The organism is Anaerobacillus sp. CMMVII, from assembly GCF_025377685.1.
In the GTDB taxonomy this organism is placed as follows: Bacteria; Bacillota; Bacilli; order Bacillales; family Anaerobacillaceae; genus Anaerobacillus.
The window spans coordinates 176,096-200,256 of record NZ_JACEHK010000006.1 but is presented as its reverse complement, the minus strand read 5'-3'; the positions used below and the strand labels follow the sequence as shown (position 1 = coordinate 200,256).

At 37.3% G+C, this 24,161-nt stretch carries 25 protein-coding genes and 1 other annotated feature; of the genes, 20 read left to right on the top strand and 5 right to left on the bottom strand.

The genetic code is table 11. The features are described from left to right. The first annotated feature begins 32 nt into the window (after positions 1 to 32). Positions 33 to 1,625 (top strand): phosphoenolpyruvate carboxykinase (ATP), encoded by a 1,593-nt coding sequence (gene pckA / locus H1D32_RS10155; RefSeq protein WP_261178165.1) that lies wholly within the window; start codon positions 33 to 35, stop codon positions 1,623 to 1,625. 388 nt (positions 1,626 to 2,013) lie between these two features. Then, positions 2,014 to 2,211, top strand: a complete 198-nt coding sequence (locus H1D32_RS10150) for a hypothetical protein (protein ID WP_261178164.1) — start codon at positions 2,014 to 2,016, stop codon at positions 2,209 to 2,211. 19 nt (positions 2,212 to 2,230) lie between these two features. Here H1D32_RS10150 and H1D32_RS10145 read toward each other — a convergent pair whose 3' ends face one another. Next, entirely contained in the window at positions 2,231 to 3,688 is a 1,458-nt protein-coding gene (locus tag H1D32_RS10145; protein ID WP_261178163.1) for a flavin monoamine oxidase family protein, read from the bottom strand. A 380-nt stretch (positions 3,689 to 4,068) separates the two neighbouring features. Between H1D32_RS10145 and H1D32_RS10140 the strand changes: the two genes are divergently transcribed. The 8 genes from H1D32_RS10140 (at position 4,069) to H1D32_RS10105 (ending at position 11,127) form a co-directional block, all read left to right on the top strand. Continuing rightward, positions 4,069 to 4,941 (top strand): DUF6671 family protein, encoded by an 873-nt coding sequence (locus H1D32_RS10140; RefSeq protein ID WP_261178162.1) that lies wholly within the window; start codon positions 4,069 to 4,071, stop codon positions 4,939 to 4,941. Between the two features lie 269 nt (positions 4,942 to 5,210). Next, on the top strand, positions 5,211 to 5,468 hold the full coding sequence (locus H1D32_RS10135) for a hypothetical protein (RefSeq protein ID WP_261178161.1): 258 nt from the start codon (positions 5,211 to 5,213) through the stop codon (positions 5,466 to 5,468). 205 nt (positions 5,469 to 5,673) lie between these two features. Then, on the top strand, positions 5,674 to 7,482 hold the full coding sequence (gene pepF / locus H1D32_RS10130; protein WP_261178160.1) for an oligoendopeptidase F: 1,809 nt from the start codon (positions 5,674 to 5,676) through the stop codon (positions 7,480 to 7,482). A gap of 118 nt (positions 7,483 to 7,600) precedes the next feature. Beyond that, a complete protein-coding gene (locus tag H1D32_RS10125) occupies positions 7,601 to 8,677 on the top strand; it encodes a Gfo/Idh/MocA family protein (RefSeq protein WP_261178159.1) in 1,077 nt (358 codons plus the stop codon). A gap of 24 nt (positions 8,678 to 8,701) precedes the next feature. After that, positions 8,702 to 9,262, top strand: coding sequence for a class I SAM-dependent methyltransferase (locus H1D32_RS10120; protein WP_261178158.1), 561 nt, complete (start codon positions 8,702 to 8,704; stop codon positions 9,260 to 9,262). A gap of 103 nt (positions 9,263 to 9,365) precedes the next feature. Then, positions 9,366 to 9,659, top strand: a complete 294-nt coding sequence (locus tag H1D32_RS10115; protein WP_261178157.1) for a Dabb family protein — start codon at positions 9,366 to 9,368, stop codon at positions 9,657 to 9,659. A 106-nt stretch (positions 9,660 to 9,765) separates the two neighbouring features. Next, positions 9,766 to 10,461, top strand: a complete 696-nt coding sequence (locus H1D32_RS10110) for an SDR family oxidoreductase (protein ID WP_261178156.1) — start codon at positions 9,766 to 9,768, stop codon at positions 10,459 to 10,461. A 12-nt stretch (positions 10,462 to 10,473) separates the two neighbouring features. Continuing rightward, the gene (locus H1D32_RS10105) at positions 10,474 to 11,127 is read left to right on the top strand and encodes a ThuA domain-containing protein (RefSeq protein ID WP_261178155.1); all 654 of its coding nucleotides are present in this window, start codon (positions 10,474 to 10,476) and stop codon (positions 11,125 to 11,127) included. Between the two features lie 57 nt (positions 11,128 to 11,184). Here H1D32_RS10105 and H1D32_RS10100 read toward each other — a convergent pair whose 3' ends face one another. Beyond that, entirely contained in the window at positions 11,185 to 12,069 is an 885-nt protein-coding gene (locus tag H1D32_RS10100) for a DMT family transporter (protein ID WP_261178154.1), read from the bottom strand. Between the two features lie 165 nt (positions 12,070 to 12,234). Here H1D32_RS10100 and H1D32_RS10095 point away from each other — a divergent pair, with 165 nt between their 5' ends. The 5 genes from H1D32_RS10095 (at position 12,235) to H1D32_RS10075 (ending at position 17,947) form a co-directional block, all read left to right on the top strand. Then, positions 12,235 to 13,221: a DUF3231 family protein gene (locus H1D32_RS10095; RefSeq protein ID WP_261178153.1), complete on the top strand. Its 987-nt coding sequence runs from the start codon at positions 12,235 to 12,237 to the stop codon at positions 13,219 to 13,221. A gap of 44 nt (positions 13,222 to 13,265) precedes the next feature. Beyond that, positions 13,266 to 13,473, top strand: a binding site (T-box leader). A gap of 152 nt (positions 13,474 to 13,625) precedes the next feature. Beyond that, positions 13,626 to 15,317, top strand: a complete 1,692-nt coding sequence (argS, locus tag H1D32_RS10090) for an arginine--tRNA ligase (protein ID WP_261178152.1) — start codon at positions 13,626 to 13,628, stop codon at positions 15,315 to 15,317. Between the two features lie 17 nt (positions 15,318 to 15,334). Further along, on the top strand, positions 15,335 to 15,892 hold the full coding sequence (locus tag H1D32_RS10085) for a hypothetical protein (protein ID WP_261178151.1): 558 nt from the start codon (positions 15,335 to 15,337) through the stop codon (positions 15,890 to 15,892). A gap of 2 nt (positions 15,893 to 15,894) precedes the next feature. Further along, a complete protein-coding gene (locus H1D32_RS10080) occupies positions 15,895 to 16,827 on the top strand; it encodes a D-2-hydroxyacid dehydrogenase (RefSeq protein WP_261178150.1) in 933 nt (310 codons plus the stop codon). Between the two features lie 22 nt (positions 16,828 to 16,849). After that, positions 16,850 to 17,947, top strand: a complete 1,098-nt coding sequence (locus H1D32_RS10075; RefSeq protein ID WP_261178149.1) for a threonine aldolase family protein — start codon at positions 16,850 to 16,852, stop codon at positions 17,945 to 17,947. Positions 17,948 to 18,493: 546 nt separating this feature from the next. On the opposite strand, the gene H1D32_RS10070 is transcribed toward H1D32_RS10075, so the two are convergent. Next, on the bottom strand, positions 18,494 to 19,090 hold the full coding sequence (locus tag H1D32_RS10070) for an alpha/beta family hydrolase (protein WP_261178148.1): 597 nt from the start codon (positions 19,088 to 19,090) through the stop codon (positions 18,494 to 18,496). 76 nt (positions 19,091 to 19,166) lie between these two features. Between H1D32_RS10070 and H1D32_RS10065 the strand changes: the two genes are divergently transcribed. Beyond that, on the top strand, positions 19,167 to 20,228 hold the full coding sequence (locus H1D32_RS10065) for a PQQ-dependent sugar dehydrogenase (RefSeq protein WP_314733391.1): 1,062 nt from the start codon (positions 19,167 to 19,169) through the stop codon (positions 20,226 to 20,228). Positions 20,229 to 20,467: 239 nt separating this feature from the next. Here the strand turns inward: H1D32_RS10065 and H1D32_RS10060 are convergent, their stop codons facing one another. Together H1D32_RS10060 and H1D32_RS10055 are read right to left on the bottom strand one after the other, a co-directional pair. Then, the gene (locus H1D32_RS10060; protein WP_261178146.1) at positions 20,468 to 20,881 is read right to left on the bottom strand and encodes a substrate-binding domain-containing protein; all 414 of its coding nucleotides are present in this window, start codon (positions 20,879 to 20,881) and stop codon (positions 20,468 to 20,470) included. Continuing rightward, positions 20,881 to 21,327 (bottom strand): LysR family transcriptional regulator, encoded by a 447-nt coding sequence (locus tag H1D32_RS10055; protein WP_261178145.1) that lies wholly within the window; start codon positions 21,325 to 21,327, stop codon positions 20,881 to 20,883. Before H1D32_RS10055 ends, H1D32_RS10060 begins: the two co-directional genes overlap by 1 nt. A gap of 120 nt (positions 21,328 to 21,447) precedes the next feature. Here H1D32_RS10055 and H1D32_RS10050 point away from each other — a divergent pair, with 120 nt between their 5' ends. The 4 genes from H1D32_RS10050 to H1D32_RS10035 all read left to right on the top strand — a co-directional run bounded on the left by H1D32_RS10050 (position 21,448) and on the right by H1D32_RS10035 (position 24,161). Beyond that, positions 21,448 to 21,843: a VOC family protein gene (locus H1D32_RS10050; protein ID WP_261178143.1), complete on the top strand. Its 396-nt coding sequence runs from the start codon at positions 21,448 to 21,450 to the stop codon at positions 21,841 to 21,843. A gap of 4 nt (positions 21,844 to 21,847) precedes the next feature. Then, positions 21,848 to 22,306 carry an SAM-dependent methyltransferase gene (locus H1D32_RS10045; protein WP_261178142.1) on the top strand — a complete coding sequence of 153 codons (459 nt, stop codon included), beginning with the start codon at positions 21,848 to 21,850 and terminating at the stop codon, positions 22,304 to 22,306. Between the two features lie 21 nt (positions 22,307 to 22,327). Then, positions 22,328 to 22,789 (top strand): GNAT family N-acetyltransferase, encoded by a 462-nt coding sequence (locus tag H1D32_RS10040; RefSeq protein ID WP_261178255.1) that lies wholly within the window; start codon positions 22,328 to 22,330, stop codon positions 22,787 to 22,789. Positions 22,790 to 22,946: 157 nt separating this feature from the next. Continuing rightward, the gene (locus tag H1D32_RS10035; RefSeq protein WP_261178141.1) at positions 22,947 to 24,161 is read left to right on the top strand and encodes a M48 family metallopeptidase; all 1,215 of its coding nucleotides are present in this window, start codon (positions 22,947 to 22,949) and stop codon (positions 24,159 to 24,161) included.

Here is a 24,161-nt window from a genome sequence, read left to right as displayed (position 1 = left end):
TTGGTAACTAAATAAAGAAAGAGGTGGATTTCATGAAAAAAAATAGTGGTATCTCTCTTGAAGAAGTATTAAACAGCACGAAAGTCTATCACAATTTGTCTGTGCCTGAGCTTGTGGAGATAGCCATTAAGCGTAAGGAAGGAAGATTAACAAACACTGGGGCGCTACTCGTTACTACAGGCAAGTATACAGGACGCTCACCTAATGATAAATACATTGTATATGATCCTTCCGTTGCTGAGAGTATTGCTTGGGGAAATGTGAACCAGCCTTTTGATCAGGAAAAGTTTGTGATCCTTTATCAAGATGTTCTGCATTATTTAAGTGAGAAAGAATTGTTTGTGTTTGATGGCTTTGCAGGTGCAGATGAATTATTTAGATTACCGATTTCTGTTATCAATGAATTTGCTTGGCACAATTTATTTGCTCATCAACTTTTTATCCGACCAACCCCAGAAGATTTAACACCTCATAAAGCTCAATTTACGATCGTATCCGCACCTGGTTTTAAAGCTTCTCCAGACCTACATGGAACAAAATCCGAAACTTTTATCATTATTAACTACGAAAAACAAATTGTTCTAATAGGTGGTACAGAATATGCAGGGGAAATGAAAAAATCAATATTTAGTGTAATGAATACTCTTTTGCCCGAGAAAAATGTACTTCCCATGCATTGCTCAGCCAATATAGGAAAAGACAAAGATGTAGCACTGTTTTTCGGCCTGTCTGGAACAGGAAAAACGACTTTATCCGCTGATCCGAACCGATTTTTAATTGGAGATGACGAACACGGCTGGTGTGATGCAGGTATTTTTAATATGGAAGGCGGTTGCTATGCGAAATGTATCCACTTGAATGCAGAGAGTGAACCGCAAATTTTTCATAGCATTCGTTTTGGGGCAGTCCTTGAAAATGCTGTTGTGAGTGAGATTACTAGAGAACCTGATTACGATGATAATAGTTTGACAGAAAATACTCGAACTGCTTATCCGATTGAACATATAGAAAATGCGATCATACCAGGAGTGGCGGGTCATCCGAGAGTCATTATCTTTTTGACAGCTGATGCTTTTGGAGTACTCCCGCCAATTTCTAGACTTACGAAAGAGCAGGCAATGTACCATTTTCTATCAGGATATACAAGCAAACTTGCCGGTACAGAGCGAGGAGTGACCAAACCAGTAGCCACTTTTTCAACCTGTTTCGGTGCTCCATTTCTACCTTTACGACCAAGCGTATACGCCGAACTACTTGGCAAGAAAATTGAGGAACACCAAGCTAATGTATATCTTGTAAATACAGGCTGGAGCGGTGGACCATATGGAGTTGGCAAACGGATGAATTTAGAATATACGCGAACAATGATCACAGCTGCAATTACTGGTGAACTAGAAAAATTCGCTTTTGAACCAGATCCATTTTTCGGTCTATTAGTACCACAATTTTGCCCAGGAGTACCGAGGGAGATTTTAAACCCTCGAAACACCTGGGAGAACACGAGAGCCTACGATGAACAAGCAGATGAGCTGGCAGCGAGATTTATCATAAATTTTGAGCAATTAGCATCCCATAATCCTGAAGTTAAAGATCTAATGATGAAAGATTTTACGATAACGACGTAGAACTAGGAGTGCGATGCCAAATCAAGAGCATCGCACTTTGTTTTGGATTCAATATTGGATTGTTGTCTAGTGATATATTTTATACGGTAATAGACTAGCTTCAATCCAATTTACACGCACTTTCCCTATTGTGCTTTCGCAGAGGTTACATTGTAAGTTATGGCACGTAGACTGGTTCTACCTGCCACCATTTCCTAATAATTGTAAATTCAGGTCACGTGACTGGTTATCTGTTAGAAATTTAATTAGAGTTACTCTTTACAACCCTTTTAGTCAGATTTATGATAGATACAAAGAGCAAAATAAGTTCATAAACGTTCTGATAGCTAGTTGCTAGCAACTGCTATCTTACTAATATCATTTAATCAAAAGCCAGGAGGCAATATCGATGAACGACGAAAGTAGAAACCAGCTTAATGTTAGGGTTAGTAAGGAAACGATTAAACAACTAGATGAAATTGTCGAGTATTACCAACAAAATACAAAAGTAGGCAGAATTTATAAAGGTGACGTTTTGTCAGATATCATCGAAAAGTCTTATCAAGTTATGCAAAAGCAGAAGTATCTTAATAAAAGAAATTTCTAAACCGAATCACTGAGAAGGGTCAATTAACTCCACGTAATTGGTGTATTTCAACGGCTGCACGAACCCCTGACTCAATTGCACCTTCAACCCACCCTGGGTAAGAGGATGTGTGTTCCCCAGCAAAATAAATCCTATGTTCTGGAGTAGCTAGATATGGTACTAAATTAGCAATATCTCCAGCCTTGAAAATAGCTACGCCGCCACAATTGTATGGATGCTGCTGCCAACTGATCCCCGCATTCGATACATATTGATCGTAGACAATCGGTCCGTGAATAGTAGCTAAATCACGGAGTAGGTTGGCTAGACGAACTTGTTCTGATTGACTATCCCATAGTAGTGTATCAGCACCTAATGTGTAACTCCCAGTAACAATCGCAGGACCAGGGCTACCAAAGCCTTCGCTTGGATAATAGCTAAATCTGCTTGGTAGGTCAGTCACAGTTTGCCCTCCAAAGATTCCTTGTGCTTCCCAAAATCTACTCTTAAACTCGATTCCAATTCTAGTCGCAGGAAGATAACGAAGATTACGGATGGCTTGCCACTTCTCCCGTGAAAAAACTTCGATTGGTGTAATTTTAATTAATTGTAATGCAGAAAAAGGGATTGCCACAATTACAAAATCGCCTTTAAACATCGATTTTTTTAGTGTAGTTGTATTGGTTGTGAAAATTGAAACTGCCTTACCTCGAACTTCGATTTCAGTGACCCTTTCATTTAGGTAAATTTCATTTTTTAACTTCAAATGAAATTTATCTGGAAGTCGCCCATTACCACCCACAATCCCGTGGAATTTAACATTTGCTTCAAACCAAGGAAGTAATATTTGAACAATACTAAAGATACTGTATTCAGATAGACCTTGAAGACCTAGGATTAACTTCACTTTGTCAATTGCCCCAGCAGAAAGGGACTGATTAAATTGAAGAAAAGTATCAAGTGTGTAGTGATCAACCGATTTACTAATTCCCTCATAATCAAGCGGTGCATACCGTTTAACAAAAGGAGAAATTAAACGAATAACTTCCTCAAAAAAATCATTTGCTGATTTACCTTTTTCATGGGCAGCTACTTGATAACGTAAAAAATCTGGGTTTTCTCTGTAATGCCATCTTCTTGTTCTTATACCATTAAGATAAAATAAATCATCAGGGGTCGTGTTTATAAAAGGGAAGGTAGCTAGTTTAAATTTTTTTATATATTCCCAAAGAAGTTTGTGATGATCTGGAAAACGTGCAGCCCCCGCTTCAAAATAAAGGCCCTGAGAAAAAGGCTCTCGAATCGTACAAACACGCCCACCTACTCTATGGTTTGCATCTAAAACAACCACATTGTGACCTGCCTCTTTTAACAGTAAGGCTGAAACTAAACCAGCCATTCCCGCCCCTATAATCATAATCTTTTTAGGCTCATTGGTTTTTACTAAACCATTTTGAATAGTGGATAGCATCTGAGAAAGAGCTAGGTTTTCATGCAATTAATCAACCCCCTTAGCAAAGGTATAATGCTTTAGTTCATTTTATAAGATCCTTCCGTATTTATAACTGAAAGTTGATCCAACAAATTAAATAATTACCTAACACACCCAATAAAAGGTATCCTCAAGAGAATAATTTGAATTTTTTCTAACACGATTAGTAAAAAATGATAAGGTAGTAATATATCTAATTTTTCTATAACGGATTATTAAAATAGGTTGTTTTCGTAAACTTTGTTGCTTTTAGGTCGCCTTTTGAGAATAAATAAGCTTTTTGGGACAAATTTAGCATTCGCTTGGTTGCGACCTAAAAGCTAATAGCAACAATCTTTTTAGAAAAGAGCGTTAAAATAAATCAAAGCAGGAAAGGAAAGAATGATTTGCAAACCGATAAAAGCATTAAAGAACTATTTCATAATCGTCATGGCTTTCTTGCAACGATGCATAAAAAAGAAACGGCTATCAGCCCAATCCTTCAAAAAGAATTAGGAATTGAGATAATCATCCCTAATGAATTTAATACTGATGCGTTTGGAACATTTACAAATGAAGTGGAGAGGGATGGCGATCAACTTCATGCAGCTAGAAGAAAAATTGAAAAAGGCATGGCGCAGACAGGATTACAAATTGGGATTTCTAGTGAAGGATCTTTCGGACCGCACCCCATGGTTCCTTTTTTGCCATTCAATAGAGAGTTAGTTTTATTTGTAGATAAAGCGCTTGACCTTGAAATCACTGGTTTTATAGCCAATAGTAAGACCAATTATAAGCAAGCGATGATCGAAAGTTTTGATGAGGCATATGGTTTTGCAGATTCCATTGGCTTTCCTGATCACGGAGTCATTCTAAAAACAACTTCTAGTACGACCAATAGTAGTGAAATAATCAAAGGTATTACCGATATCGAGCAGTTAAAAACAGCTATAAATAGCTTGTTTCGTAAATCACCAAAGTCCCTTTATATTGAAACGGATATGAGAGCAATGTACAACCCAACAAGAATGAAAAATATTGAGTTAGCTACATTAGATCTTGTGAATAAAATCAAAACAACTTGTCCTAATTGTTCAATGCCTGGTTATGAGGTAGTAAAAGCAAATAAAGGATTAAAATGTGAATATTGCAGTTGCCCAACTGATTTAATTCTTTCACATATTTATTTCTGTAAAAAATGTGAATACAAAGAAGAGAAGATGTATCCAAACGGAAACAAAACTGCAGATCCTTCTCGTTGCCCATTATGTAACCCATAACACTGAACAAACACGTTGGTTATATTAGGTTAATCATCAATATTTACTAAATAGAAGTTAAAGGAAATTCACGTCCTAAAAGGTTAGTAATTTAATTGTGCTCAGGGGGCGGTACTTTAATATAGGAAATCGGACGCGTACCAAAAGACCTTTCTTTTTATTTTTTCAGAACAATCTTCAGTACGTTTCTTTTTTGTCAAATTCTCTACATCGTTTCTTCAATATTAAATCTTATTATTAAGGTAGAAAACGAAGAGGAGCTGATAGCAATGAAAGTTAAAGCAATGGTTATAGCAGGAGTAACAGCGGCAGTAGTTGTATTTGGCGCAGGAAATGGCATGGCAATGGAACAAGATAGCCAAAATGGAAATGCGTATGGCACATTCAATTTTGGACAAAAACTAGCTAAACATGAAAACATGACGGTTGCCCAAGTCAAAGAAATGTATGTTGACCATCATGGAACAGTTGGTGCTGCACCTAGTAAGAACTTTATGAAGCACGATCAGTGTATGATGGAAAAATAAAGGGATAATACCAGAAAGATTAGAATGGCTCAAAAAGAGCCATTTTTTATTTATGTTTTGTTCGCAAAGTGAGTTCCGAATTAGAAACACTTTGTTGTTTACCTAAATATAAGACATTGCTTTCATTGATCCTAAAGATTAGGTATAATGAAAATAGTTTCGGTTTTCGAAATACATAGATAATCTAGCACGAGGAGATGAAGAAATGTCAAAACGCTATACTCGTAGTGATGTACCAATTGAACAAACATGGGATTTGACGGATCTTTTTTCAACGCAAAAAGCTTGGGAAGAGGATTTATCTGAATTAAGTAAAGAAGTAGAAACAGTAACGAAATATAAAGACCTTTTCGCAGAGGGGGCAGAATATTTACTCGCTTGTCTACAAGCCTATGAAAACCTACAAATGCAGATGGTACGTGTTAGTACATATGCTTACCTTCTTTCATCAGAAGACGGAAAAAACCCACTTTTTCAAGCGAACTTAAGTAAAATGTCTGCGATTATTGCAGAAATTAACGCATCTGTTTCTTTTATTAATTCTGAAATATTAGCATTACCTGAAGGAACGATTGATGACTATTTAAATGCGGAAGAAGAGCTTGAAACCTATCGAAAAAGCTTAGAAGAGTTGCAAGATTTAAGAAAACATCAACTGAATTCAGAAACAGAAACTGTACTAGCCTCATTAGGAGAAGTGTTAGAAAGCCCGTTCATGATTTACTCTAGAAGTAAAACAGCAGACATGGAGTTTGAACCAATTACGAATGAAAGTGGAGAAGAACTTCCGGTTTCTTTTGCCTTATATGAAACACGCTACGAGCAAACTGCTAACACAAATGAGCGAAGAAAGGCTTATGAGTCATTTACTAAAACACTTACTCAATATAAAAATACGTTTGCGGCAGCTTATGCTACTGAAGTGAAAAAACAAGTGGTCATCTCACGACTACGAAACTACAACTCTGTTGAAGATATGCTTTTACAGCCCCAACAAGTAACAACTGAAATGCATACAAATATTTTGGATATCATTCAAACCGAATTAGCGCCTCATATGAGACGACTCGCAAACTTAAAAAAACGCGTGTTAGGCTTAGATAAAATGTTGGTATGTGATTTAAAAGCACCAATTGATACAGAGGATAGTCCTCCAGTTACGTATGAGGAAGCGTCGAAAATGGTACTCGAAGCTTTAGAAATCATGGGACCAGAGTATATGGAAGGAATGCATGCCGCAATAAATGAACGATGGGTTGATTATGCCGACACTATTGGAAAACGTAGTGGGGCATTTTGTTCGAGTCCTTACGGGGTACACCCATACATATTAATGACTTGGTCAGGCAAGATGCGTTCTGCTTTCACACTTGCGCATGAGCTCGGTCATGCGGGGCATTTTTATCTTGCAAATCGTTATCAACGCATTCATAATACAAGACCATCAAAGTATTTTATTGAAGCACCTTCAACGTTAAACGAAATGTTGTTGAGTCACTCCATTTTGAGTAAGTCAACAAATCAACAGATGAAACGGGCTGTAATTGTCCAAGTCTTAGGAACTTATTATCACAACTTTGTCACTCATCTTTTGGAAGCAGAAATGCAAAGAAGAGTTTATCGCCATGCTGAAGCAGGTAAGCCGATTACCGCGAATACACTTTCTGATTTAAAAGGCGAGGTATTAGGTGAATTCTGGGGTGACAGTGTCGAAATTGACGAAGGTGCCCGCCTTACTTGGATGCGTCAACCTCATTACTATATGGGTTTATATTCATACACGTATGCCGCTGGTTTAACCGCCTCTACTGCTGTTGCACAGATGATACAGGAAGAAGGCCAACCTGCGGCAAAGAGGTGGATTGAAGTGCTTAAAGCAGGAGGTACGAAAAGTCCACTTGAGTTAATGAATATGGCAGGTGTAGACATGTCTAACCCTGAGCCAATTCGAAAGGCGGTAGCCTATGTTGGTTCATTAGTCGATGAATTAGAGAATAGTTTTTTAAATGAGTGAATTTCATAATCTCCTTAATCAAGCAACATATAGAACTTAATAGCGGAAATAATGAATTATGAAATTCATTAAAGTTAATATAAAACCATAAAAATAAGGTCAAAAAGGAGAAATTTTAATGAAAGAAAAAATTCGAGTTGGCATTATTGGCGGTGGCTTTGGTGCAAAGGTACATGCACCTACCTTTGCCTCTCATCAAGGGTTTGAAGTGGTTTCCTTAGCAAGTGTAGGGAGAGGGAGAGTCAAAGAGCTGCAAGAGGAAACTGGAATAAACCAAATCTATGGAAACTGGGAAGAGATGCTTGAAAAAGAAGATCTAGACTTAGTTTCGATCGCTTCAGCACCATTGTTACATCATGAAATGGTACTTAAAGCATATAACCTTGGGCTTCATGTCCTATGTGAAAAGCCTTTTGCTTCAAATACCAATGAAGCATTGGAGATGATCCAAGCTAGAGATAACGCGCAGAAGTTAGGTTTCATTAATTTTGAATTTCGTTTTTTACCAGCTAGACAAAAAATAAAAGAAGTTGTCTCTAGCGGACAACTAGGAAAACTGCTTCATGTGAACTATACAACTAGTTTTCCTGGCTACGAGCGTGCAGTCAGTAGCAAAAGAGGCTGGCTGGGTCAAAAAGATCAAGCGGGTGGAATGCTGGGCGCAATTGGTTCGCATATGTTTGATTCGCTTACCTGGTGGGTTGATGATCAAATAAGATCAGTAAGTGGCCAATTAGCGACCCATATACCTGAGTTTGTCGATGCACTAGGAGAAACAGAAATTCGGACAGCTGATGATTCGTTTCAAACCTTTGGCTCTTTCGTAGGCGGGACAACGTTCTCCCTTGGTCTTACAAGCACAACCCGACATAGCCAAAGCTGGCAACTTGAAATCTTCGGAACAGAAGGTAGTCTCGTGATGAGCGCAGATAACAAAGTGCTTGTCGGAATTGGCAATAAGCCATTAGAAGAGGTAGAATTACTTCAGGACTTGGTTATTCCTGAACAGATGAGCGATATCTCAGGCCGTTATTACAATGCGTTTTATCGATCACTAGATGCAATTTATCATGTGGTCGTTAATCAGCAAACTAATCCTTATGTTGCAACGTTTGAAGCAGGTTATCGCGTCCAACAGGTCCTTGATGCGGTTAGAGAATCTAATGAAAAACGCTGTGTGATCGATCTGATTTAAACGAACAGAAGTGGGGGCCTTATCTTGGATCCAAGAAATAAATGGAATAGTAAATACAAAAATCGCTTAAATGATTTTGAGCAAAAAGCTCCAAATGTAAGATTAACTGCACAGAGCAACTACCTTCAAGGAGGAACTGCACTTGATTTGGCCTGCGGTCTAGGTGTTAATAGTTTATGGCTTGCAACGTTAGGCTATCAAGTTCAAGCTGTCGATATCTCTGACGTAGCTATTAACTATGTGAAAGAACAGGCTGAGAAAGAACAGCTCTTTGTTGAAGCAAAACTCTGTGACTTATCAGACTGGCATAACCTGAATGTAAAAGAGAATTCATTAGATCTAATAGTGATTACATATTACCTTGACCGAACGATTTTCCCTTATCTGAAGTCATCCATTAAGGAAGATGGTTACTTATTCATGGAAACCTTTTATATGTCTCCACAAAAAGATAGGCAAACTGTGTCTGACCAGTTTAAATTACGATCTAAAGAGTTACTTTCTGAATTCGGCGATTGGCAAGTTCTCTTTTATGAGGAACATGAACAAGAAGGACGTCAAACAATTTTTGTTAGGAAGTCATAGGTTTTTAAACACAATCGCAGCCCCGTATTACAAGCAAATAAATTGCTTTTAAACAACATACTAGAATACACTAAACAAAAGCAGAAAGAAATGAGGACATCAAATGATTCAACGTACAGTACTTGTGAAATTTTCAGAAACTACAACTCTTGAACAATTGCAGGAGGTTGTTAACCGTTTTAAAGCATTAAAGAATACCCTAACAGGCATAATTGATCTTCAAGCAGGTCTTAACATTGCTGAGCGAAACAAAGAATTCCAAGTTGTACTAATGGTTCGTTTCGAAGACCAAGCCGCATTAGAAGCTTATGTAGCTAATGCTGAGCACCAAGCGGTTGCAGCTTACATAAAAGAAGTAGGTAGAGTAGATAGCATTGGTGTGGATTTTGAAATTTAATGAATAATAATTGGTAAAGAGTAGACTTAATAGGAGTCTACTCTTTACTTGTACTGAACTGTAGTAGAGTATGTTCAAGCCGCACATTAAAAATTGGAGGTTACCTATGAACATTTTAGTCACAGGAGCAAATCGGGGTCTTGGTTACACTTTAGTAAAGCTCGGTTTAGAGAAAGGTCATACCCTATATGCCGGAGTAAGGTCTTTAGATCAGAAACCGTTAAAAGAATTAAAGGATGTATACGAAGATCGCTTACATCTCATCCAATTGGAAGTAACAAATGAGGACTCTGTAGCAACGGCTGCGAAAGCTTTAGCCGAACACGGAACTACTCTAGATGTATTAATTAACAATGCAGCGGTCTTAGAGGAAAGAGATCAATCGATAGAGGATTTAGATATTCACGCTTGCATGAAATCCTTTGACATTAACACGTTAGGGCCGATCCGTGTCGTTAAGTGTTTTCTTCCTTTAGTAAAGCTTGGACAAAAGCAAGCAATTGTGAATATCTCGTCAAATGCTGGCAGTTTAACTAATGCCTATAGTGGCGATTATTCATACGGTTTGTCTAAGGCTGCTCTCAATATGTTTTCTGAGAAACTTCGTCACAACCTAAAAGAAGATAACATTCGTGTCTTTTCCATTCATCCAGGTTGGATGAAAACAGATATGGGTGGGACAAATGCACAATTAGAACCGCTCGAATCAGCTGTTGGTATTTATGACATTGTCGAACAAAAACTCGAAATTCCAAATGAAGCTGTGTATATCGATTATCAAGGACAGCGAATGGACTTTTAAGTGGGGGAAAACATGCCAAAACGATTTTTAGCAATTTTGGGAGATTATTACCATACCGGAGAGCATGCTCTAAAATCTCTTGAAAAAACAATAAAGGAATATGCGAATAACATCTCCGTCGAGTATATCAATGTAGATCATTTAACTGAAGGTCTAGAAACGAACCCAGATGCTGTCATCCTATTTAAAGAAAACAGGCTTAACCCTCAAGATGCCAAAGTTCATACATGGATGAGTAATTATGTTGAGCGGAAAATATGCGACTATGTAGAATCTGGTGGTGGTTGGATTTCGTGGCATTCAGGGTTGTCCTCCTATCAAGATCTTGAGGAATACTCACTGATGACTCGCGGTTACTTTAAATATCATCCTAAAGAACTTCAGCGTGTAAAATACGTTGTTGATCCTATACAAGATTATTTAAGTGATCTTGACCATTTTGAGATTGTTGATGAACATTACTTTGTTCATTGTCAGGAAGAAGAGACAAATGTTTTTCTAAGATCAGTATCAGTTGACGGAACATCAATCGCTGGTTGGAACCATGAATTTGGAGAGGGGCGAGTGGTTTGCCTTACTCCTGCTCATTTAGAGGAAGTTCTTCTTGACCCGAACTTAAATCGCTTATTAGCCAAGTTAATGGCATGGAGTTGCAAGTTAATCTAACAATTAACGAGTAAGAACTACTGTAGAATACAGTAGTTCTTTTTAACGTTATTTACGTTATGTTCCAAATAAGGAGATCAGTCCGGCTCCTAAGAAGATTAATAGGACCACAACATAGATTAACCCCGTAATTCGTTCTTCCTTCTTAAGATAATATTTGCCTAGAATAACCGTGAACACAGGGTCAACTGCTAGAACCGCTACTGCATAACTGACATGAATATAAGAAAGTGAAGAATAAAAGAAGAGCAAAGCAAAACTGGTTAATAGTCCTGCTCCAAGGTAGTATTTGTTTATTTGCAAAAAAGAAGTTTTTACCAATTTAACAAAGTTCCCCTTAGAGGCTTCAAGGATAGACAGAACAACAAAAGCAGTTAAGGTAGCCACAAACACCCCCAATATGGGACTATTTAGGTAAAGTGTGGCTTGCTTAGAAATCCCTTGCCCTAAGCCGAAGCCAAGTGCTGAACATAAGGCAATCCAATAGCCATATTTGTTGGTGGTTTTGGCTTCTTCTCGAAAATATTCAACACCTAAAAGAAATAAGCCTATGAAAATGAGTGCTATTCCAACCATTGGCCAGAAACTCACTTTCTCTTTAATAACAAAGAACGCAAAAACGAGCGTGAAAATTGGCGCAGAGTTCTTAATTGCCACAGCTTTTGCTGAACCAATTTGACGAATACCTAAATATAAAAGTCCTCTTCCAAAAACACTGATAAAAACACCAGAAATTGCAAATAAAAGTAGTCCGGTTGAATGAATAGGTATATCCTTTTCTACAAGAATTAGAGAAAAGCCAAAAATCATTCCTAGAATGACAACATTAATAAAAGTAACAATCCAGACCCCATTATCACGGGAATGTGCCATTCCTTTTTTCAAAATAATATTTGTAATCGAAAAACAAATGGCAGATAGTAATACCAAAAGATAGCCCATTTGACACACCACTTACTTTTTCTATTTATTTGATCATTGTTTATTAAGATACTAAGAAGTAGTGATTTTTGTGCGCGTCCCATGATAATACTCAGGCAACATATTAAATGGACATAAGGAAATAATAACCTTGTGAACAAGAATATGTATAGAGGTGATACGATAATGAATTCAAGTGCAATTGACTTAACCGCTTCAGAGATCGGCTATTTATGGAATACATATCAGGCACAATGTATGAATATTTGTATGTTAACTTATTTTCAATCGACTGTTGAAGATGAGCTCATTGCAAAAATAAATACCTTAAATCTAAACACTAGTCAAAAGTATCGTAAAAGAATTGAAGAGATTTTCAAACGAGAGCAAATACCGATCCCACTTGGATTTTCAGAAAACGATGTAAAAGAAACCCAAGAAAAGCTCTATAATGATACATTCATCTTGTTTTTCCAATGGTTTGTTTCAAAGGGGAATTTAAACTACGGATCAATTGCAATCAACACGATCGCTAGAGAAGATGTATTTGATTTTTTTCAGGAGTATACATCTGAATCATTACAATTGCTCAATGATGCAAGAAGGCTTTTATTAGAGAAAGGTCTATGGGTTAGAGCCCCGTACATTCCTGCACCTACAGAGGTAGAATTTGTAGAAAAAGAAAGTTTTCTTAATGGTTGGTTTGGTGACAAACGTCCTCTCACAGGTGTGGAGATCGCAAGTACATTTTATAATATTATTACAAATTCCATTGGTTTAAGTCTAATAACTAGTTTCATTCAAGTAACCGAAAGCAAAGACATTCAAGATTACTTTATTAGAGGGAAAGAAGTTGCTATCAAACATATTGAGGTTCTTTCTAATGTATTAAAGGCGGAAGAAATTCCTGTTCCATCGACATGGAATTATGGGATTACGTCCTCTACAATTTCACCGTTCTCTGAAAAATTAATGTTAAGTTTTATCGCCTTATTAAACGGCCAAGGGATTAATAATTATGGTGTGGCCGTTTCTACGTCAGCAAGGAGAGATGTTGCGATGCACTTTACCCGCCTAGCAGCTGAGGTAGGATCCTATTCAGATGATGGTGTCGAATTATTAATCGATAAAAATTGGTTAGAAACTCCACCACATGCTCCAAAACGTCAGTAAACAGTTGATTTTTCATGGATTTTTATATATAATGTCAAAAATATCAAAATTCTATGAAGAAGAGAGTAATTTTGTAAATGCTTGAAGCGAGTTAGGGATGGTGGAAGCCTAATAGACATTGCATAATGAAGCGCACTTCTGAGAAGCAGCCTGAACATAAGTAGGGTGTAGTCGGGGAAACCCGTTATCAGTTATTCAAGAAGGTTCAGTTTGAACAATAAGAGTGGTACCGCGGGTAATCTCGTCTCTAATGATAGAGGCGGGATTTTTTTGTTTACGCTGTTTTCTGAAGGGAAGTAAGAAATACGTTTGAAGTGCGCAGAAATAAGGAATTTTTGTTCATAAAGCTAAACTGTTCGCGGATCTGTTGTTAAAGAAACGATAAAAAATGAAGGGTGATGGAGATGGAATTGAAACAAATTTTTGCTAATGAAATAACGTCGCATTTAAACGACATGTTGGAGCTTGAGGAGGCTCAGAAGCTAATTGAAAAACCAAAGTATGAAGAGCAAGGAGATCTAGCATTTCCCTGTTTTACACTTGCTAAACTAGCAAGAAAGGCACCGACCGTAATTGCTACTGAATTAGCTTCAAAGCTACAACATCCACTTTTTGAGAAGGTCGTTGCTGATGGTCCTTACGTCAACTGTTTCCTAAACAAAGAAACTGTTAGTAAAGAGACCCTACAAACGATCGTTCGGTCTGAATCAAACTATGGGACGTTAACGTTTGGAAAAGATAAAACAATCGTCATTGACTTTTCTTCACCTAATATCGCTAAACCGTTTTCGATGGGGCACTTGCGATCAACGGTAATCGGGAATTCACTGGCTAAAATCGTTGAAAAATGTGGTTTTACAGCGGTAAGTGTAAACCATCTAGGAGATTGGGGAACTCAATTTGGAAAACTAATCGTCGCTTATCAACTCTGGGGTGATGCGGCTCAGGTACAAGCTGATCCGATTAAAGAATTATTGGCACTTTATGTAAAATTCCATGCAGAAGCTGAACATACCCCAACCCTAGAGGACGATGCACGTTTATGGTTTAAAAAATTAGAAGAAGGTGACGTAGAAGCGCTAAAACTGTGGAAATGGTTTCGTGACGAATCTCTGCAAGAGTTTTCAAAGATCTATGATCTCCTAGGTGTTTCCTTTGACTCCTATCAAGGTGAAGCGTTTTATAACGACAAAATGGATCTAACGATTGATATGCTTACGAAAAAGCAACTACTTACAAGTTCTGAGGGGGCAGAAGTTGTTGACTTGCAGGAGTTTGACCTCCCGCCTTGCTTAATTAAAAAGTCAGATGGAGCAACATTATATGCAACAAGAGATTTAACTGCTGCATTGTATCGACAGCAACAATACAATTTCGAAAAAACCTTATATGTTGTCGGCCAAGAACAAAGTCTTCACTTCAAACAAGTGTTCTTGGTACTAGAAAAAGCAGGTTTTGAATGGGCTAAAGAATTGATCCACATTCCTTTCGGGTTTATTTTAAAAGATGGAAAAAAGATGTCGACAAGAAAAGGGAAAATCGTCCTCCTAGAAGAAGTAATTACCGAAGCAGTTGAGTTAGCAGAAAAGAATATCGAAATGAAAAATCCAATGTTAGCAAATAAAGCTGAAATTGCCAAAATGGTCGGGGTTGGCGCGATTATTTTCCATGATCTAAAAAACGAACGACAAAACAATGTCGAGTTTTCACTAGAGGAAATGTTGAAGTTTGAGGGAACTACCGGCCCCTATGTACAGTATACTCACGCGAGAGCTTGCTCGATCTTAAGAAAAGCAGACCATACTGTGGTAACTGACAATGTAAAAGGGTTAAATGATCCATTCGGCTGGACTGTCTTGAAATTACTAATGGAATTTCCAAACGTGATTGAAAGAAGCTTCAATTTATATGAGCCATCTCAAATTGCGAAATATTTAATAGATCTCTCCCAGGAGTTTAACAAATATTATAGTCGAGTGAAAATTCTCATCCAAGATGAACAATTAGATAGCCGTTTAGCATTGGTACAATCTGTGACGATCGTTTTAGAGGAAGGATTAAGACTGTTAGGATTACAGGCCCCAAAAGAAATGTAACGTAAGGAGACAAACGAATGGATGGCATAATAAAAACACTATTTGCAAACTTACAATCAGAAGATAAAAACTTACAGTATGAAGCTTATCAGCAAATTCTGAGTGCTACAGAAAACAAGGTAGACTGGGCGTATGATGTCTGGGACCATTTAAAAGCTGACTTAACAAATCCTGATAATCACCAAAGATCAAGAGCTGCGCAGTTTCTCGCCAGCTTAGCCAAAAGTGACCCCGAAAAACGGATGCTTAAGGACTTTCCGGAGCTATTAGAGGTAACGAAAGATAAAAAGTTTGTCACAGCAAGACATAGTCTTCAATCGATCTGGAAGGTCGGTCTTGCTGGTGCCAAACAAAAAGAGATGCTAATTCAAAGTCTTACCGATCGGTTTCTTCATTGTCTAGACGAAAAAAACTATACATTAGTTCGGTTCGACATCATTCAAGGGCTACGGAACTTATTTGATCAAACAAAAGATGAAACGGTCAAGCTAGTTGCCTTAGATTTAATTGAGAAAGAAGAAGATCCTAAATACAAGAAGAAGTATGCGACGGTATGGAAAAAGGTAGGTGGTTAAAAATGAACATCAAAAATATCGTCGTTGTAAGTCCTATGCACAAAGAATTACAGCGACTTATTACAGCGAAGAAACTACAGAAGAACTTCCGTTTTTTACCCGAAGAACACTTCACCGAGCAAGACCTCCAATGGGCTGATACTTTGGTAGCTTTCAATATGAAAGCAACGTATAATTTTAGTCATTTACAATGGGTTCATTCGCTTGGAGCAGGTGTTGACAAATTCCTCTTTAAAAAGAAGTGGAATGAGAACGTTCTGTTAACAAGAACGATTTGTTCCTTTGGGCAAAGAATTGCTGAATATTGTTTAAGTTACATTCTAAAAGATTTACAATATCATGATCAATTTCATGCATTCAAGAAGGAAAAAAAGTGGCAGCCTATGACTCCCAAATTATTAAGTGAACAAAAAGTGATGATCTATGGGACAGGTGAAATTGGCCAGAAAACCGCAAAGATCTTTTCATTGTTAGGCGTAGATGTTTACGGAGTCTCACTAAGTGGAAAGCAAAAAGAAGTTTTTACAGAAGTAATAGCAGTAGATAATCATTTATCAAGAGTAAGTGAGATGGATTATTTTATTAATACATTGCCTTTAACAGAAAAAACAGAGGGCTTATTTAATGAAGATTTCTTTAACAACGTATCAAATTCCGGCTTTATTAATGTTGGAAGAGGCGCCTCTCTTAATGAAGCGGCCTTACTTGAAGCGTTAGATCAGGAGCAGATCCGTTTTGCCATCCTTGACGTCTTCTCAGAAGAACCACTTCCTCGGAACAACAAATTGTGGGAGCATCCAAACGTTTGGATTACTCCGCATATTTCTGCCGTAACGACGCCCGTTGAAGCGGTCAATTGTTTTATAGAAACTCTAAAAAACCTTGAAGAAGGTCTACCTTTATCTAATAAAGTTGATATAACAAAGGGGTTTTAATAACTGAAAGTGGTGATTTTCAATGTCTGTAAAAAATCTACTTGTAGAGGCGTATAAGCAAACGAGCTACCAACTTGTTGGTCATGGGCACAGAACTATTCAAATGTTAACAGATGCCTTGAAAGACTATGACGATCTAGAAGAAAGCGACATGTACGGAACTGGTAAAATTATTGAACAATTCCAAGCTAAGCTAAAAGAGTGTTTAGGAAAAGAAGCTGCCGTCTTTTTTCCTAGTGGAACAATGGCACAGCAAATTGCCATGCGAATTTGGTGCGATAAGACCGGACTAAAAAAGGTCGCTTATCATCCTTTATGTCATTTAGAAATTCATGAAGAAGAGGGCTTGAAAAAATTACATCAGATTGATTCAGTTTTACTAGCGAACGAAACACGTATTATTCAATTAGAGGATATCGAGAATATGGAAGAGGAAGTTTCTTGTATTTTACTTGAACTACCACAGCGTGAGATTGGCGGAGAGTTACCAGATTACCAAACTCTCGAGGCGATCTCTAGTTATTGTCGTGATAAAGAGATTAAATTGCATTTAGATGGTGCTAGACTTTTTGAGATCTTACCTTATTATCAAAAGTCAGCCAAGGAAGTTTGTGCGCTGTTTGATAGTGTTTATGTCTCTTTCTATAAGGGGATTGGCGGTATTGCGGGGGCTATTCTTGCTGGCGATGAGGACTTTATCCAGGAATCAATTGTCTGGAAAAGGAGACACGGTGGCGATCTAATCAGCCTTTATCCTTATATCATTAGTGCCGATTACTATTTTACAAAGCGATTACATAAAATGAATCAATATTATGAAGAAGCAAAAGAGCTAGCTAAGCTTTACAACGAATGCGAAGCCATTCAAACAAGACCACTCGAACCTGTCTCGAATATGTTTCATGTACATGTTGCTATTCCTAAGGATCAGCTAGAATTGATTTTAATTACTATTTACAAAGAAACCGGAATAGGACTAACTCGAAATATGAAAGCAACAAGTGAAAATTCTTGTTCTTTTGAGGTAAGTATCGGAGATCAGTTTGCTCTTGTACCGAAAACAGAAATAAAGAACCTATTTCAGCGTCTCAATATGAAACTAAAGGAAGTAACTCCTTAAAGTATGAATAGCCTTCCTGACAGTAAGTTAGGGGGCTATTTTTTATCTAAGCTCTTTTCGTAAACATTGTGGCTTTTTAACCTAAAATAATTGAAAAAACCACCTTAGATGAAGAAATCTCCAGTAGAATTTGTAAGAAAAGAGCAATGCTTACTAAATAAATAATGATATCTTAATATAAATGTGTAAAAATCCGGCTTCTGGGATTTTTACGAAAGCAACAAACTTTACGAAATCAGCCTTTATCTAAGCTCTTTTCGTAAACATTTGGCTTTTTAACCTAAAATAATTGAAAAAAACACCTTAGATGAAGAAATCTCCAGTAGAATTTGTAAGAAAAGAGCAATGCTTACTAAATAAATAATGATATCTTAATATAAATGTGTAAAAATCCGGCTTCTGGGATTTTTACGAAAGCAACAAACTTTACGAAATCAGCCTTTATCTAAGCACTTTTGCTGGACCATAATCATGGTCCAACAATCGTTAACTTTTATTTCTTTTATAACCACAAAATAAAATGTGGTTTCTACCACACTTTACTTTTTAGAAACTATCAATCTCACTGATAATCTCTTTTAGGATAGTAATGGATTCAAGTGGATTTTGGTTCAGTTCTAAACTATGATCAGCACCCTCTATGATCTTTGTCTTTAGGTCTGAATTCATTTCTACCTTTTTCATACGCTCTTCAATAAAACAGCGATCATGATCGCCGATAATACAAAGCCCCTCGTTCTTACTCGTTTGCATCGTCTGAAACACATCGTCTCTTTGTAACAAGGGTGTTAACCAGATAACTTTTGCCTTAGCAAAAAGTGAGGACTTTAATGTAGTAGTTAGAGCAATGGTCCCAATCGATTTTCCAACAAGATAAAAATGATCGTAATGTTTATCCTGTAAGATGTGGTCAATAACGGTCTTTACATTTTTAGCAAAATCTTCTTCACTAAGAGCTGCTAACTCTTGACTAGAAAATCGATAGTTTACATGTAAAATGTCAAAACCTTTCTTGTAAAATACGCCTGTTGTAAAATGTAACAAAGGGGCCTGAGTTGTGTAACCAGCTCCAGGGAACATGATCACTAGCGTATCTGATTTAGCTGTTTGTTCAATCAAGCGATAGGGTATTGTATCTACCAATTTTTTACACCACCTTATGTTTTAAAAAATTATACCACAACCGATAATCTTAATAGTCACAAAATGAAAAAAGGAGATGTTCTCGCTGAAAAAAATTATTTTTTTCCTCATATTAGTCCAGATTATTACTGCTTGTTCTTCTAAAGAACAGCAAGAAAGGGAGGCAACTGAAGTAATCGCATCACAAGCAGAAGTCATTGCTAGAGATCTAAACATCCCATGGAATCTTAATAAGGATAACAATACCTTTTATGTAAGTGAGCGAATAGGAACAATCACGAAAATTGATAATCATTCACAAACCACACAAAATGTAGAGGTTACCAAAGAGATTTTCCATGAAGGTGAGGGGGGATTATTGGGTTTTATTCTAGCTCCTGATTTCGATCAAACGAAACGAGCGTTCGCCTATCATACATACAGGCAAAATGGACAAGTTTTTAACAGGATTATCATTCTTACGCTTAAGGAGAATACATGGAAGGAAACAAGCGTTTTACTAGAAGAGATACCAGGTGGGAGGATCCATAATGGCGGTAGAATTAAATTTGGACCAGATGGCAAACTGTATGCGACTGCCGGGGATGCTGGTCAACCAGATTTCGCCCAAGACGTTGAGAGTTTAGCAGGGAAAATTCTACGGATAGAATTAAATGGGGACGTACCAACTGATAATCCATTTGAAAATTCCTATGTGTATTCTTATGGACATCGAAACCCTCAAGGCTTAGCCTGGGATGCTGATGGAACTCTGTATAGCTCTGAACACGGTCAATCAGCGCTTGATGAAATTAACCTAATCGAACCGGGTAAGAATTACGGATGGCCACTAATAGAAGGCGATCAGCAAATGGCTAATATGGTTTCACCACTTTTTCACTCAGGAACAGATACTTGGGCTCCATCTGGAATTGCCATTAAAGACAATAAAATCTACGTAGCTAATTTACGTGGTGCGCACATTCGCGTCTTTCATTTAACGGATGGTACCGAAGAAGTTTTATTTGAAAACGCGGGAAGAATGCGGGATGTACTAATTGAAAACGATACCCTATATACAATTACAAATAATCGTGATGGTCGAGGCACACCGCAAGAAGGTGATGATAAATTATTCAAAATCTCGTTACTAGAGTAGAGGATAAGAGATAGTTACATAACAAACTATCTCTTTTTCGTGGGTTAGGTGATTAATTTCGAAAAACAATATAGTCAGGGGAAGAATGGAAACATGAAATTCTCAATGAAGAGAGCGTGTTACATGCAAGTACTTTGGTTTACACTTTTGTAAAAATAGTAGCCATTATATACACCATGAGGAACCTGATGGTGTGATTGATGTCATAAAGCAGAAGGAGTCGCGGAAGGCAACTCCTTTTAGTTTGATTGGTTGTCTACTTTCTCTTCAATGACTTTTAAAAATGCTTCAACCTGAGGTAGTTCTCGAGCTGCTTCAGCATAACATAGCCATGTAGGTCGAGAAAGGTGTTGATTGTTTATGATTAGGGGCTGAAACGTGAAATGCTCTGGGTCTAAGTTTTTTACAGAGCTTTCTGGGAGAACTGCCATACCGATTCCGTGTGACATTAATTGTTTGCAGGTTTCTATTTGATCAACCTTTATTTTCCGAAAAAGTTTTAGGTCGGGATGTTGTGTAAACCATTCGTCAACTAATGAATGAAAGGTGGCATCACTTTGAAATTCGATTAATAACTTTTCCTTATTCTTGTTTCTTTTTCTATCGATCAAAAATAAACGATCAGAAAAAAGTTCGATACACTGCATTCCCATTATTTTCTCGCCCGGATGATTGAAATATGAAAATCAGATATAGAAGCACGGAGCGACTGACTCAAACCAGTGACCAACTCAATTTTTACATCAGGATATTTATTGATATAGCTTTCAAGAATTTCTGGTAGCAAATATTGGCCGACGACAGAAGAGACACCAAGCGAAAGCATTCCATTTACACTCTTTGAAACCAATGAAATATCATCCAATAATTTTCTTTCACCCATGATCATTTCCTCGCCAAACGCTAGTATTTTTTCGCCAACCGGTGTCACCAGTATGTTTTTGTGTGTTCGAATAAAAATCTTTTCACCCCACTGTTCCTCAATTTGTTTAAGTCGCAAGCTAATTGCAGGTTGCGATATCAGTAACTCCTTGGCGGCCCCTCTAATCGTACCGACCCGTTTAATGGTGACCAATAATTTATAATCATCTACTTTCATGCCGACCTCCTATGTATAAGTTTTACTTATCGATTAATATTTAAAAACAGTATTATCCTTATCATCATATCTCCACTATACTTAAAAATAAAGAAAGACATTATAAAGGAGTGATTGAATATGTCATTTGTAATTAAGTCCATTGATCATATCCAACTTGCAGCACCAAGAGGATCAGAGGAGCAAGCTAGAAGTTTTTTTATTGGTATTTTAGGTTTTAAAGAAGTCGAGAAGCCGGAAGTAATGAAAAAAAGAGGCGGGGTATGGTTTGCCTTTGGAAATTATCAAATACACATTGGGATTGAAGAGCCATTTTTCCCTGCAAAAAAAGCTCATCCAGCATTTGTCGTTGAAAATATCGAAGCATTCAAAACACACCTACAACGAAATCTTGTTACTTTTCTAGTTGATGATAATCTCCCAGGTGCGAACCGGATTTACCTCAATGATCCGTTTGGAAATAGAATTGAAGTTTTAGAGTGGATTGAAAAGTCTAACTCGTTGTTAAAGGAGTAATTATATGTTCTCATTTAATCCAATTGCTGTAGCATTTAACGAAAGAATAACGATAGAGGATGATAACTGGGGAAAAGTAGTTTCCAAAATTATATTGGATGACTCAAATCCCGAGGATTCTATAAACGGAATTGAAGCTTATTCTCACTTAGAGATCATCTATTTTTTTCATAAAGTTGAAAAAAATAAAATTGTTTCAGGTGCAAGACACCCTAGAAACGACGAAACCCTCCCAAAGGTCGGGATTTTTGCTCAGCGTGGAAAAAATCGCCCTAACCGATTAGGACTAACAACTGTGAAATTACTTAAGCGGCAAGGAAAAGTATTATTTGTTCTAGGTCTTGACTGCATCAATGGAACACCTATTGTTGATATAAAGCCAGTAATGAAAGAATTTATGCCAAAAGAGCCAATTCAACAACCTCTATGGTCTCATGAAATAATGAAAAATTATTGGAAGTAAATATAAGGGGGGAATATCGTGATCCGAAAGAAAATTCATTTCAGAAAAGCTACTATTAAAGATCTAGAAAAGATTGTTCATATGCTTTCTGACGATAAATTAGGAAGTATGAGGGAGAACTACGAGCTTCCACTGCAAAGTAGCTATACTGATGCATTTCAGGCGATAGATTCTGACCCTAATATTGAACTAATTGTCGCATGCGATGGGGAAACGATCGTCGGTGTTCTACAACTAACTTTTACGCCTCACCTTACCTACCAAGGTGGATGGAGGGCTACTATCGAAGGAGTAAGAACAGTTCTATCAGAACAAGGAAAAGGGATTGGCAGCAAACTAACTCGTAGAGCTATAGCACGTGCTAAGGAACGTAACTGCCATGTTGTGCAGTTAACAACCGATAAAACCAGAAAAGAAGCTTTACGCTTTTATGAAAAGTTAGGGTTTCGCGCAACTCATCAAGGATTGAAATTACATTTATAACTTGTTAGTTAAAGAGTTTCAGATAAATAATATACTAGCGTTTACCATCAATTTTACTTATAATATCCTAGTAGTATTTGACAAAAAAGGATGTGTAAACCTTGAATCACCCAAATCTAGTACACAAAATGAAAATCTGTTGTATGGGTTATGCGTAATGACTAGCATAGTTGTTGTTGGTTATTTACTGCTAACCATAGTTGGTGCCTTTATCGTATTTTTTTTCGCTTTGCTCTCTTTCTTTTCACATATTATTTCGATGTCACACATCCAAGTAAATGGCGTAAGATTGCGTGAAACACAATTCCCAGAACTCTATGAGAAGGTCAAAGAACTAAGTCAGAAAATGGAGTTAACGAAAATTCCAGAGGTGTATATCGTTGAATCTGGAGGTCTTTTAAATGCGTTTGCGACCAAGGTTTTTGCTGCTTTCGGTAAAAATATGGTCGTCCTCTACTCAGATTTTGTCGATATCTCGATTGAGTCCAAAGGAAATGAAATAGATTATGTTATCGCCCATGAACTAGCTCATATAAAAAGAAACCACATCGTCAAATCTTTACTCGTTTTTCCTGCGATGTGGATCCCATTCATTGGGACTAGCTATTTACGAATGGCAGAATATACATGCGATCGAATGGCTGCTTATTATACAGGTAAACCCGAAACTGCGATTAACGGATTGTTAATTTTAGCTGCGGGAAGGCGATTATATAAAACTGTCAATCTTAAAGATTATATGCAACAGTACAACGATAAAAAGGGATTATTTGTTACATTAACAGAATTACTTTCAACGCACCCACCAATACCAAAAAGAATCCAAGAAATAGAAGTGTTAATGTTTGAAACGCCTACGGTCCAATTGATCCATCGATCGAAGCAAGTAGTTTCAGTTGTATTCGTCTTATTTCTTATTCTGCCTGCAATGACCATGGGTCTTATTTTTGCAGGTGTGAAAGTCCTAGAAGAGTTTAATTTCTCGCTCCCATTTTTCGTTGACTATAACCCCTTAATGGAAGCAAGTATCGATGGGAATATGGAAGAGGTTGAAACGTTACTGATTACTGGTGCTGATCCTAATGAATTAAATGAATTTGGAGAAAGTGCATTATTGTTTGCTGTGATTTACGAAAGTCCAGAGGTTATTCAACTCCTTCTTGAATATGGTGCAGACCCTAACATTCAAGACAACTACGGATGGACACCACTTATGTCGGCTGTGATGATGGACAATCTTGAAGTTGCTGAATTGTTACTTAATGCAGGAGCAGATCCACTATTAGCTGATGAGGATGGAATGTCTAGTATTGACTATGCAAGAGACATGGCGAGTACTGAATTTGTAAAACTGCTAAAGCAATATCAATAA

What these genes read in the sequence shown, in the direction of transcription:
- H1D32_RS10095 (WP_261178153.1), top strand. Translation starts at nt 12,235, where the DNA reads ATGAATTCAAGTGCAATTGACTTAACCGCTTCAGAGATCGGCTATTTA.
- H1D32_RS10055 (WP_261178145.1), bottom strand. Translation starts at nt 21,327, where the DNA reads ATGAAAGTAGATGATTATAAATTATTGGTCACCATTAAACGGGTCGGT.
- H1D32_RS10075 (WP_261178149.1), top strand. Translation starts at nt 16,850, where the DNA reads ATGTCTGTAAAAAATCTACTTGTAGAGGCGTATAAGCAAACGAGCTAC.
- pckA (WP_261178165.1), top strand. Translation starts at nt 33, where the DNA reads ATGAAAAAAAATAGTGGTATCTCTCTTGAAGAAGTATTAAACAGCACG.
- H1D32_RS10100 (WP_261178154.1), bottom strand. Translation starts at nt 12,069, where the DNA reads ATGGGCTATCTTTTGGTATTACTATCTGCCATTTGTTTTTCGATTACA.
- argS (WP_261178152.1), top strand. Translation starts at nt 13,626, where the DNA reads ATGGAATTGAAACAAATTTTTGCTAATGAAATAACGTCGCATTTAAAC.
- H1D32_RS10125 (WP_261178159.1), top strand. Translation starts at nt 7,601, where the DNA reads ATGAAAGAAAAAATTCGAGTTGGCATTATTGGCGGTGGCTTTGGTGCA.
- H1D32_RS10150 (WP_261178164.1), top strand. Translation starts at nt 2,014, where the DNA reads ATGAACGACGAAAGTAGAAACCAGCTTAATGTTAGGGTTAGTAAGGAA.
- H1D32_RS10135 (WP_261178161.1), top strand. Translation starts at nt 5,211, where the DNA reads ATGAAAGTTAAAGCAATGGTTATAGCAGGAGTAACAGCGGCAGTAGTT.
- H1D32_RS10060 (WP_261178146.1), bottom strand. Translation starts at nt 20,881, where the DNA reads ATGGGAATGCAGTGTATCGAACTTTTTTCTGATCGTTTATTTTTGATC.
- H1D32_RS10045 (WP_261178142.1), top strand. Translation starts at nt 21,848, where the DNA reads ATGTTCTCATTTAATCCAATTGCTGTAGCATTTAACGAAAGAATAACG.
- H1D32_RS10035 (WP_261178141.1), top strand. Translation starts at nt 22,947, where the DNA reads ATGACTAGCATAGTTGTTGTTGGTTATTTACTGCTAACCATAGTTGGT.
- H1D32_RS10110 (WP_261178156.1), top strand. Translation starts at nt 9,766, where the DNA reads ATGAACATTTTAGTCACAGGAGCAAATCGGGGTCTTGGTTACACTTTA.
- H1D32_RS10085 (WP_261178151.1), top strand. Translation starts at nt 15,335, where the DNA reads ATGGATGGCATAATAAAAACACTATTTGCAAACTTACAATCAGAAGAT.
- pepF (WP_261178160.1), top strand. Translation starts at nt 5,674, where the DNA reads ATGTCAAAACGCTATACTCGTAGTGATGTACCAATTGAACAAACATGG.
- H1D32_RS10080 (WP_261178150.1), top strand. Translation starts at nt 15,895, where the DNA reads ATGAACATCAAAAATATCGTCGTTGTAAGTCCTATGCACAAAGAATTA.
- H1D32_RS10065 (WP_314733391.1), top strand. Translation starts at nt 19,167, where the DNA reads ATGTTCTCGCTGAAAAAAATTATTTTTTTCCTCATATTAGTCCAGATT.
- H1D32_RS10050 (WP_261178143.1), top strand. Translation starts at nt 21,448, where the DNA reads ATGTCATTTGTAATTAAGTCCATTGATCATATCCAACTTGCAGCACCA.
- H1D32_RS10105 (WP_261178155.1), top strand. Translation starts at nt 10,474, where the DNA reads ATGCCAAAACGATTTTTAGCAATTTTGGGAGATTATTACCATACCGGA.
- H1D32_RS10115 (WP_261178157.1), top strand. Translation starts at nt 9,366, where the DNA reads ATGATTCAACGTACAGTACTTGTGAAATTTTCAGAAACTACAACTCTT.